Origin of the sequence: Achromobacter sp. UBA5777, assembly GCF_002418565.1 — a bacterium.
In the GTDB taxonomy this organism is placed as follows: domain Bacteria; phylum Pseudomonadota; class Gammaproteobacteria; order Burkholderiales; family Burkholderiaceae_B; genus Achromobacter; species Achromobacter animicus.
Window position 1 is genome coordinate 1 of record NZ_DIEJ01000082.1, and the last position, 10,889, is coordinate 10,889.

Below are 10,889 nucleotides of genomic sequence, written 5' to 3' on the forward strand. Positions count from 1 at the left end.
GCTGCTGTCGCGCCTGACCGACACCGAATTCCAGGCCCTGTATGGCGCCGATCCCGCCCAGTCGCTGCCGATGGAAGGACGAGACTGTCCGGCTACCGTCGGTGACCTGGCCGCGTTGGTGGCGCAGACGCGCGCGGACCATTGCGGCGTGGCGATCGACCAGGCCATGCCGGGCATCGGCGCCGTGGCGGCTGCCGTGCGCGACCCCGCCACCGGTGAACTGCGCGGGCTCTGCCTGTCGTTTGTCTCGTTCCAGGCTGATGCGGCGCGCGTGGCGGTGCTGCGCGAGTCCGTGCTGCAACACGTCGGCGCGCTTGGCCGCGAGCTCAACGATCCCTACTGGCTGAACTGACCCTACTGAATGCCTTGTGGCGGCCTCACCGCCGCAACCAGAACCATCACCTATCGGACCTCATTCATGAACCTTCTGCTCCTCAGCAATTCCAGCAGCGACGCCGGCTATCTGGTGCACGCCATGGCCGACATCCGCGAACTGATCGAATCCCTGCCGCAAGGCGCGCCGGCCGTGTTCGTGCCGTTCGCGGGGGTCACGCGCAACTGGGACGACTACACGGCGCTGGTCACGTCGGCATTGGCCGACACGGGCCTGGCCATCCAGGGCCTGCACACCGCGCAGGATCCGGTCGCGGCACTGGAAGGCGCATCGGTCATCATCGTGGGCGGCGGCAATACGTTCAACTTGCTGGGCGAATTGCGCCGCCAAGGCCTGCTCGACGTCGTGGCGCGCCGCGTGCGCGAGGGCGCGGCCTACCTGGGCTGGAGCGCGGGCTCCAACCTGACGTGCCCCACCATCTGCACGACGAACGACATGCCTATCACCGACCCGAAAGGCTTCGACGCACTGGGGCTGGTGTCCTTCCAGATCAACCCGCACTACACCAACGCGCATCCTCCCGGCCACCGCGGCGAAACCCGCGCCCAGCGCCTTGCCGAGTTCTGCACGCTGAATCCGGCCATGCCGGTGCTGGGCCTGCCCGAAGGCGCAGGACTGCGCGTGCGCGGCGCCAAGATCGCGCTGGTCGGCCCGCACGACGCGCCGCTCTTCCTGGGCCGCGAAGAACCGCGCATGTTCCGTCCCGGCCCGGTGGAGATTCCGGCATGAAGCAGGTGATCGACGTCATCGAACTGCTGTCGTCCGCGCACGTCACGGGCGAATCCGTGGCGCAGGTGCTACGCGAAGCCGGCAATTGCGAAGTCGAGGTCACGCATCTTGCGCGTGACGGCTTGGCCACGGATTTCCTGTCCATTGTCATTCCCGGCCTGGATGATTCGGCCCCGCAACTGGGCATCGTCGGCCGGCTGGGCGGCATCGGCGCGCGCCCCGCGGTGACGGGCCTGGTGTCCGACAGCGACGGTGCGGTCGTGGCGATTGCCGCCGCGCTCAAGCTGATGGCGATGGCGAAGCAGGGCGACGTGCTGCCCGGCACGGTCCGCATCCGCACCCACATCTGCCCGCGCGCCGGCACGCGCCCGCATCATCCGGTGCCGATGATGCGCTCGCCGTTCCCCATGCGCGAGATGATGTCGCACGAAGTGGATCCGCGCATGGACGCGATCCTGTCGGTGGACACGACGCGCGGCAACCGCCTGGTCAACAAGCGCGGCGTGGCGCTCACGCCAGTCGCCAAGCAGGGTTATCTGCTGCGCATCCCCGAGACGATGCTGGACGTCATGGGCTGGGTCAGCGGTGAACTGCCGGTGACGCTGCCCTTGACCACGCAGGACATCACCCCCTACGAAAACGGGTTGTGGCACGTGAACTCCCTGATGCAGCCGGCCATCGTCACGGACGCGCCGGTCGTCGGCGTGGCCTTGACGGCGCAGACCACCGTGCCGGGTTGCGCCACGGGCGTCACCAACGCCGTGGATGCCGACGTCGCCATGCGCTTCTGCATCGAGATCGCCAAGCTCTACGGGCAGCGCGCCATGACCTTCTTCGATGACGCCGAGTGGGGCGCGCTGCAGGCCCGCTACGGTTCGATGGCGCACCTGCAGACCGTCGGCCGCGAAGACGGAGCCGCGCAATGAGCGCACGCACACCGCGCCGCGTCGCGTTCTTCACCATCGGTCAATCGCCGCGCAGCGACGTGGTGCCGGAGATGGCGCCCGTGCTCGGCGCCCATGTGCGCATCGACGAGTTCGGCGCGCTCGATGGCCTGGACGCCGCCGCACTGTCCGCGCTGGCGCCGCGCCCACGCGAGTACCGCTTTGCGACCCGCATGCGCGACGGCTCCCAGATCGAACTGGATGCAGCCGCCGCCGAAGCGCGGTTGGCAGACGTGATGCGCCAGGCGGACGGGCAGGGCTACGACGTCCTGGTCCCGCTGTGCACCGGCACGGCCATCGCGCCGATGCGCACCCTGGTCGTGGAGCCGCAGCAGGTCGTGGATCACCTGGTCGCGGGCCTGGCACAGCATTGCCGCAAGATCGGGCTGGTGGTTCCGCTGGAAGCGCAGGTCGACGCCTTTCACATGGCCGTGCCGCTGGAATGCGAAACGCAGGTCGTGCACGCGTCGCCTTACGAGGCCGACGCACTGCAGGCCGCCCGCAACTTCGAGGCCGCCGGACGCGAACTGGCGTCGTGCGATCTGATCGTCATGCACTGCATGGGCTACGCGCAGTCCATGCGCCAAGCCGTGGCGCAGGCATCGGGCCGCCCCGTGCTGTTGTCCAACCGCCTGGTTGCGCAGGCCCTGGCTCAAATACTGGAATAACGCCGCCGGATGCAATCCCGAAGTTCCGGCCGCACAGGTTCGCGCGGCCGGACCGGGCGAGCGGCGAGAGGAGACGAAGCCGACTTCGTCAATCAATCGTTGGGAGTTTTTTTATGATCAGCCGTACCCTGCACCGCGCCGCTGGCGCCCTGTTCGCCGTCGCCGCGCTGTCGGCCACTTCGGCGTATGCCGCCGACGCCTGGAAGCCCGCCAAACCCGTGCGCCTGCTCGTGGGCTTCGCGCCCGGCGGCTCAGCCGATACGCTGGCCCGCCTGCTGGCCGAGCCGCTGTCGGCCCGCCTGGGCCAGCCGGTCGTCGTCGAGAACCTGGCCGGCGCTGGCGGCAACATCATGGCGTACCGCCTGAGCCAGGCGCCCGCCGNNTCCCGCCGATGGCTACACCATCGGCATCGCCGCGGCAGGTTCCATGGCCATCACGCATGTCCTGAATCCCAAGGGCACGAACTACAAGCCCGCCGACTTCACGCCCATCACGCTGGCGGCGGTGCAGCCCAATGTGGTCATCGTGAACAAGGACGTGCCGGCCAACAACCTGGCCGAGCTGAAGGAGTATTTCCAGAAGACGCCCACGGCCACTTACGGCACTGCGGGCGTCGGCATCTCCAACCACCTGATCGCCGAGACCATGCTGTACAAGCTGGGCGTCAAGGTGCCGCACGCCGCCTACCGCGGCGCCGCGCCGGTGATCACCGACCTGCTCGGCGGCCACATCGCCATGACCATGGACAACATCTCGACCGCTGCGCCGTTGGCGTCGCAAGGCAAGGTCAAGGCGATTGCGGTAGCGTCGATCAAGCGCGCCGCGCAATTGCCCAACGTGCCGACGCTGGACGAGCAAGGCCTGAAGGGCTTTGACATGCCGACGTGGCAAGGCGTGTTCGCGCCCGCCGGTCTGCCCGCCGACGTGCTGGCCGCCTATTACGCCGCACTGCAGGACGTGCTGAAGCAACCCGCGCTGATCGAGAAGATGGCCGGCCTGGGTTCGGAACCCGTCACCGGCATGACGCCCGAGAAGTTCAGCGAGTTCCTTGAAAACGACCGCAAGCAATGGGCGGACATCGTCAAGGCCGCGAACATCAGCCTGGAGCAGTAAGGCGTCGCAAGCGGCTAGAACCGCTGCAAAGCAAAACGCCAGACCCGAGAGGGCCTGGCGTTTTTTATTGGAGCGTCGGAGAAGAGGCGGCTCGTCGGAGCATGACGCGCGGCAGGCCGGCGCTTATCGGATACTGCCTAGGCTCATCGGAGCTTGCGCAGGCCAATCGGCGCTTGCGCAGGCTTGGCACGGCGTAGCGCGGCAATGCGCCGCCGCGTCAGACCGGCATGCGCGCCGCGATCTCGGCGATGAGACGGCGCGCGGCATCCAGCTTGTTGCCGGCGGGCAGCGGGTGCGTGCCTTGCGCATCGAACAGCACCAATTCGGTGGTATCGGCGTCCATGACCTTGTGCGCCAGATTGCCGACGAGCAGCGGGATGCCCTTGCGCGTGCGCTTGGCTTCGGCGTGCTCGGCCAGCTTTTCGGTTTCGGCGGCAAAGCCCACGCACCAGGGGCCATTTTCGAGCTTGGCTACTTCGGCCAGGATGTCCGGGTTGGGTTCGAACTCCATCAGCGGCGCGCCGCCGCCTTCGCTGGTTTTCTTCAGCTTCTGCGTGCTGACGTTCTTGACGCGCCAATCGGCCACGGCGGCGACGGCGATGAAGATATCGGCATCGCCCACACTGGCCATCACGGCGTCGTGCATCTGGCGCGCGGTGGTGACGGGCAGGGCGGTTACGCCGCGTGGAATGGGCAGGAAGGTGGCGCCGGTGATGAGGGTGACACGGGCGCCGGCCTCGCGGGCGGCGCGAGCCAGCGCATAGCCCGTCTTGCCGGAAGACCGGTTGCTCAGCACACGCACCGGGTCCACGGGTTCAGAGGTGGGGCCTGCGGTCAGCAGCACGTGGCGGCCGGCCAAGAGCTTGGGCTGGAAGAAGGCGATCAGGTCGGTCAGGATCTCATGGGCTTCGAGCATCCGGCCGTCGCCCGTTTCGCCGCAGGCCTGTTCGCCCGCCGAGGGTCCCAGCACGGTGACGCCGTCGCCGCGGAGGGTTTCGACGTTGCGCTGCGTGGCCGGGTTGGCCCACATTTCGCGGTTCATGGCGGGCGCCACCAGCAACGGACAGGCGCGGGCCACGCACAGCGTAGACAGGAGGTCGTCGGCCATGCCGTGCGCCACCTTGGCCATGAAGTCGGCGCTGGCGGGCGCGATCAGCACGGCGTCCGCGCCGCGCGTCAGGTCGATGTGCGCCATGTTGTTGGGCACGCGCGCGTCCCAGGCGTCCACGAATACGGGGCGCCCCGACAGCGCCTGCATGGTGACCGGCGTGATGAAGTGCGTGGCCGCCTCGGTCATCACCACGTCCACCGTGGCGCCTTGTTCGGTCATGCGCCGCACCAGCTCGGCGATTTTGTAGCAGGCGATGCCCCCGGTCAGACCGAGGACGATGCGTTTGCGGGCGAGATCGAGCATGAGGACGGGGCGGCGGGTTAGCGCCGCGTAATCGTGGAAGTGAGAGGGATTTTATTCTGCATTGCCGCAATGCGCCGTTCGTCATGCATTAGAGGGGGCATCAAACCGGACGAAAGCCTCGGTAGCGCGGCATGGGAGTTGGCCTGATGCAAGCAGAAAGGGGCGCAGAAAGCGGCTGCGAAAAGGGGGGCGATGCCCCCCCCCGTCGCGTCACGCTTGCGGCTTGCGGGCGCGCAGCAGTTCGTCCAGCACCAGCAGCACCGCACCGCAGGTGATGCCGACGTCCGCCAGGTTGAAGGCGGGGAACTGCCAGTCGTTCCAGTAGAAAAGCAGAAAGTCCACCACGTGGCCATAGACCACTCGGTCGATCACGTTGCCGATGGCGCCGCCCAGGATGAGCGTCAGCGCCAGGCTGAAACGCGGCTGGCCATGCGTGCGGCGCAGCATCCATACGATGACCACCGCCGCCACGACACCGAGTCCGGTGAACAGCCAGCGCTGCCAGCCTTCTTCGGAAGCGAGGAAGCTGAAGGCGGCGCCACGGTTGAACACCAGCGTGAAGTCGAAGAAGGGCAGAATGTTGACGCGCTCGCCGTACTGGAATGACGTGTTGAAGTACACCTTCGTCAGCTGGTCCAGCACGATGATCAGCAACGCCAGTGCCAGCCAGCCACCCACGCGCGCGGGCGCGACGCGGGTGGGAGCGGCGCCCGTCGCTCCGGATTCGGCGGGGCGGGCCATGTTCAAGCCTTGTCGCGGGCTTCGCCCGAGCCGAACAGGTTGGACACGCAACGGCCGCAGATCTCGGGATGATCGGCGTCCTGGCCGACGTCAAGGCGCCAGTGCCAGCAGCGTTCGCACTTCTTGTGGGCCGACGGCGTGACCTCGATGCGGGTGTCGCCTTCGCCCGCATGCACGGCGGCGCGCGAGACGATCAGGACGAAGCGCAGGTCGTCGCCCAGGCTGGCCAGCAATTGCTGGTCTTCGCCGTTGGCGTACAGGTCGACTTCGGCCTGCAGCGACGAACCGATATCGCCCGCCGTGCGCACTTCTTCCAGCTTGCGCTGGACCTCGGCACGGATGGCGCGCAGGCGCGTCCACTTCGCGGTCAGGGCATCGGCGTCTGCAAACGGCGGCAGCACGTGATAGACCTCGGTGAAGATCGTGGCGCGGGCTGCGTCGGCCTGGTTCTTCAAAGCGGAGGCAACCAGTTCCTTCCAGGCCTCTTCCGCCGTGAACGAAAGGATCGGCGCCATCAGCTTGAGCAGCGTCTGCGTGATGTCCAGCAGGGCCGTCTGCGCCGAGCGGCGGGCGCGGCTGTCGGGGGCCGACGTGTAGAGGCGATCTTTCAGGATGTCCAGGTAGAACGCACCCAGGTCTTCCGAGCAGAACGTCTGCAAACGCGAGACGGCCGGATGGAAATCGTAGCGTTCGTAGTTGGCCTGTACTTCCGACTGCATCTGCGCCGTCATGGCCAGCGCGTAACGGTCGATCTCGAAGAGTTCGCCGTAAGGCACCGATTGCGACACCGCATCGAAGTCGGCCAGGTTGGCCAACAGGAAGCGCAGCGTGTTGCGGATGCGGCGATAGCCTTCCACCACGCGCTTCAGGATTTCGTCCGAGATGGAGAGCTCGCCCGAGTAGTCGGTGGATGCCACCCACAGGCGCAGAATTTCGGCGCCCAGGGAATCCGACACCTTCTGCGGGGCAATCACGTTGCCGACCGACTTGCTCATCTTGCGGCCCTGACCGTCCACCACGAAGCCGTGCGTCAGCAGGGCCTTGTAGGGCGGCTGGCCGTACAGCATGCAGCCGGTCAGGAGCGACGAATGGAACCAGCCGCGATGCTGGTCCGAGCCTTCCAGGTACAGGTCGGCCGGCCAGGCGAGTTCGGCGCCGTGCGAGCCGGCGAATTCGCCGTCCTTGCCGCCCAGCACCGTGGCGTGCGTGCTGCCCGAGTCGAACCAGACGTCGAGCGTGTCGCGGTTCTTTTCGTACTGGTCGGCTTCGTCGCCGAGGAGTTCACGGGGATCGAGCGCCTGCCAGGCCTCGATGCCACCGTGTTCGACGCGCTGCGCCACCTGTTCCAGCAATTCGGACGTGCGCGGGTGCAGTTCGCCGGTTTCCTTGTGCACGAAGAACGCCATCGGGACGCCCCACTGGCGCTGGCGCGACAGGGTCCAGTCCGGACGGTTGGCGATCATGGCATGCAGACGGGCGCGGCCCCACGCGGGGTAAAACGCCGTGGCGTCGATGCCGGCCAGCGCCGATTCGCGCAGGGTCGGGCTGCCGTCCTTGGGCGCGACATCCATACCCGCGAACCATTGGCTGGTCGCGCGGTAGATGATCGGCGTCTTGTGGCGCCAGCAATGCATGTAGCTGTGCTTGTGCTTTTCGACTTGCATCAGCGCGCCGGCTTCCTTGAGCGCTTCGACGATCTTGGGGTTTGCGTCCCAGATCGACAGGCCGCCAAAAAGCGCCAGGCTGTCCACGTACTTGCCGTCGCCCATCACCGGGCTGATGAAGTCGGTGTCCTTCATGCCGTGCTCCTTGCACGACACAAAGTCTTCGATACCGTAAGCCGGCGCCGAGTGCACCACGCCGGTGCCGGAGTCGGCCGTGACGTAGTCGCCCAGGTAGACGGGCGCCTTGCGATCGTAGGCGGCGTTGAGCTGCGCCAGCGGATGGCGGAACTCGATGCCTGACAGGGCCTCGCCGGGCGCCGTGGCGATGACTTCGCCTTCGAGCTCCCAGGATTTCAGGCAGGCTTCGACGCGTTCCTTGGCGATGAGCAGCAGGGGGCCGAACTTGGGCGTGGCAGCGGAAGTGACCCGCACCAGCGCGTATTCGATTTCGGGATGGACGTTCAGCGCCTGGTTGGACGGGATGGTCCAGGGCGTGGTCGTCCAGATCACGATGGCGCCGTCGTCCACCGAATCCAGGCCGAAGGCTTGGGCCAGCCGCTTGTGGTCGGCGAACGGGAACGCGACGTCGACGGCGGGATCCACGCGATCCGCGTATTCGACTTCGGCCTCGGCCAGCGCCGAGCCACAGTCAAAACACCAGTTCACCGGCTTCAGGCCACGGAACACGTAGCCCTTGTCCAGGATGCGGCCCAGCGCACGGATCTCGTCGGCCTCGTTGCTGTAGTTCATCGTCATGTACGGACGATCCCACTCGCCCAGCACGCCCAGGCGCTTGAAGTCCTTGCGCTGGCGATCGATCTGTTCGAGGGCGTAGGCGCGGGCCTTGGATTGCACTTCCGCCACGGGCAGGTGCTTTCCGTACTTCTTTTCGATCTGGATCTCGATGGGCATGCCGTGGCAGTCCCAGCCGGGCACGTAGTGCGCGTCGTAGCCGGCCATGTTGCGGCTCTTGACGATGATGTCCTTCAGGATCTTGTTGACCGCGTGGCCGATGTGGATGTCGCCGTTCGCATAGGGCGGGCCGTCATGCAGCACGAAGCGCGGCCGGCCGCGGCTGGCCGCACGGATCGCCTGGTAGACGTGGTTTTCCTCCCATTGCGCAATCCAGGCGGGCTCGCGCTTGGCGAGGTCGCCCCGCATGGGGAAGGGGGTATCGGGCAGGTTAAGGGTCTTTTTATAGTCCATGAACGGCAAAATAGGCGCGCGCGTTTCGCGCGTCTTCGGCGATGGCGGCAGTCAGGGAAGGGAGATCAGGAAATTTTTCTTCGTCCCGCAGCTTTTGCAGGAATTCAACGCGTACGAGTTTACCGTAAGCGTTGACGGACTCGTCGAGCAGGTGTGACTCAAGTAGCACTCTGCCGCGGTCCTCGACCGTCGGGCGCACGCCAAGGCTCGCCACCGCCGGCAGCGCGCGGTCGGCCAGCCCGTGAACCTGCACCACGTAGATGCCCGATCGCGCGGCGCAGCGTTCGGCCACACGCAGGTTCATGGTGGGATAGCCCAGCGTGCGGCCGAGCTTCTGGCCGTGGATGACGTGCCCGCTGATATGGAACGGGTGGCCCAGCAGATGTCGCGCGCGCTCCAGGTCGCCCACGGCCAGCGCGGTGCGCACCTCGGAACTGGAAATGCGGTGACCTTGATGGTCGGTCACGTCCGCCAGCGTCTGGACCTCGAAGCCATGCACCATGCCGGCTTCGCGCAGCAGGTCGATATCGCCGCTGCGCTTGTGCCCGAAGCGAAAATCTTCGCCCACGAGCAGCCACTTGGTCTGCAGTCCCTGCACCAGAAGGTGCTCGATGAAGGCGTTGGCCGACATTTCAGCCAGCCGGGCATTGAATCGCTCGACCACGACCTGCGATATGCCGTAGCGCGCCAGCGCGGCCAGCTTGTCGCGCAGCCCCGAAATGCGGGTCGGAGCCAGTTCCGGACGCTGGTTGAGGGTGGCGAAATATTCCCGGGGGTGCGGCTCGAACGTCATCACGGCCGGCGTCAGCCCGCGTTCGCGGGCCACCTGGCAGACGCGGGCAAGCATGGCCTGGTGCCCGCGATGGACGCCGTCGAAATTGCCGATTGTCAGCGCGCAAGGGGCGCGCCGTTCGGGCGGGGGCAGGGATCGGTAGATGCGCAGCGATGGTTTCACGAGCGAGAGTTTACAATTTTGGATTACGGGTTTGTTCGTATCCTGGCCGCAGGGGGCACTCAGCCACCTTTGCGGGCACGGCGTGCGCAGGGCGCGCGCCTGATTTCGGGACCGGAACCGCCCGTTTTCCCTTGGAATTGTTCATCTTGCCGGAAACTTCTTCTATCAAGCGCCGCCTCGTCATCCTGATCTCGGGGCGGGGCAGCAACATGCAGGCGCTGGCCGAGGCCTGCCGCGACGAACACTGGCCGGCGGAAATCGCCGCCGTGATCGCCAGCCGTCCCGACGCCGGTGGCCTCGAATGGGCCGCCGCGCAGGGCATCCCCACGGCAGCCCTGTATCACAAGGACTACGCCAGCCGCGAAGCCTTCGATACCGCGCTGGCCGCCGAAATCGATCGCTATACGCCCGACTACGTCATCCTGGCCGGGTTCATGCGCGTGCTGACGCCCGGCTTCGTCAATCATTACGCCGGCCGGCTGGTCAACATCCACCCCTCGCTGCTGCCCGCATTCCCTGGCCTGCACACCCATGCGCAGGCGCTGGCGACCGGCGTGCGCGTGCATGGCTGCACGGTGCATTTCGTCACGCCGGTGCTGGACCATGGGCCCATCATCGCCCAGGGCTGCGTGCCGGTCCTGGCGGGCGACACGCCTGAATTGCTGGCCGAGCGCGTGCTGGCCGTTGAGCACCAGGCCTTTCCGGCTGCCGTTCGCTGGCTTGCCGAAGGCCGGGTTACCCTGACAAACGATCACCGCGTGGCCGTCCAGGGCGACCCCGTGCGCCTTTTTTCCTGGTCGCCGGCCGCTTGAACGGCCCTGAAAAGCATTTTTCGGGCGGAACGCTTCCGCCCTACTGGAATACACCATGACTAAACCCCAATCCCCGCGTTCCCGCCCGGCCGGCTCCTTCGGCGCCGCCTCGGAAGGCCGCGACGGCCGGTCTTTTTTCTCGCGTCCCAAGGGCGACGCCCGTAAACCGGCGCCGCGTGACCGGGCCGAATCCGGCGACCGCGCGCGCGACGAGCGCACGAGCGATCGCGGCGGCTACGGCCAGGACCG

8 protein-coding genes and 2 pseudogenes are annotated in these 10,889 nt (G+C 66.9%); 6 read left to right on the forward strand and 4 right to left on the reverse strand.

The genetic code is table 11. From position 1 onward, the window contains the following. From B3446_RS05640 to B3446_RS05660, 5 genes and pseudogenes are all read left to right on the forward strand, one after another. Positions 1-352: pseudogene (locus B3446_RS05640) on the forward strand (IclR family transcriptional regulator); the annotation flags it as partial. A 66-nt stretch (positions 353-418) separates the two neighbouring features. Next, complete coding sequence (gene pepE, locus B3446_RS05645) at positions 419-1,123, forward strand: dipeptidase PepE (RefSeq protein ID WP_175138370.1); 705 nt, start codon at positions 419-421, stop codon at positions 1,121-1,123. Next, entirely contained in the window at positions 1,120-2,049 is a 930-nt protein-coding gene (locus tag B3446_RS05650; RefSeq protein WP_191575592.1) for a DUF1177 domain-containing protein, read from the forward strand. The genes pepE and B3446_RS05650 overlap by 4 nt, the downstream gene beginning before the upstream one ends. Beyond that, positions 2,046-2,735 carry an AroM family protein gene (locus tag B3446_RS05655; protein ID WP_291378236.1) on the forward strand — a complete coding sequence of 230 codons (690 nt, stop codon included), beginning with the start codon at positions 2,046-2,048 and terminating at the stop codon, positions 2,733-2,735. Before B3446_RS05650 ends, B3446_RS05655 begins: the two co-directional genes overlap by 4 nt. A gap of 113 nt (positions 2,736-2,848) precedes the next feature. Next, positions 2,849-3,848: pseudogene (locus tag B3446_RS05660) on the forward strand (Bug family tripartite tricarboxylate transporter substrate binding protein). A 217-nt stretch (positions 3,849-4,065) separates the two neighbouring features. On the opposite strand, the gene coaBC reads toward B3446_RS05660, so the two are convergent. The 4 genes from coaBC to B3446_RS05680 form a co-directional block, all read right to left on the reverse strand. Further along, on the reverse strand, positions 4,066-5,262 hold the full coding sequence (gene coaBC / locus B3446_RS05665) for a bifunctional phosphopantothenoylcysteine decarboxylase/phosphopantothenate--cysteine ligase CoaBC (protein ID WP_191575589.1): 1,197 nt from the start codon (positions 5,260-5,262) through the stop codon (positions 4,066-4,068). A 210-nt stretch (positions 5,263-5,472) separates the two neighbouring features. Continuing rightward, a complete protein-coding gene (lspA, locus tag B3446_RS05670) occupies positions 5,473-6,003 on the reverse strand; it encodes a signal peptidase II (RefSeq protein WP_224776674.1) in 531 nt (176 codons plus the stop codon). A 2-nt stretch (positions 6,004-6,005) separates the two neighbouring features. Next, positions 6,006-8,873 carry an isoleucine--tRNA ligase gene (gene ileS / locus B3446_RS05675; RefSeq protein WP_291378239.1) on the reverse strand — a complete coding sequence of 956 codons (2,868 nt, stop codon included), beginning with the start codon at positions 8,871-8,873 and terminating at the stop codon, positions 6,006-6,008. Further along, positions 8,863-9,828, reverse strand: a complete 966-nt coding sequence (locus B3446_RS05680; RefSeq protein WP_291378241.1) for a bifunctional riboflavin kinase/FAD synthetase — start codon at positions 9,826-9,828, stop codon at positions 8,863-8,865. Before B3446_RS05680 ends, ileS begins: the two co-directional genes overlap by 11 nt. Positions 9,829-9,974: 146 nt before the next feature. On the opposite strand from B3446_RS05680, the gene purN reads away from it, so the two are divergent. Then, the gene (purN, locus tag B3446_RS05685) at positions 9,975-10,640 is read left to right on the forward strand and encodes a phosphoribosylglycinamide formyltransferase (protein WP_191575587.1); all 666 of its coding nucleotides are present in this window, start codon (positions 9,975-9,977) and stop codon (positions 10,638-10,640) included. Positions 10,641-10,889 lie beyond the last annotated feature (249 nt).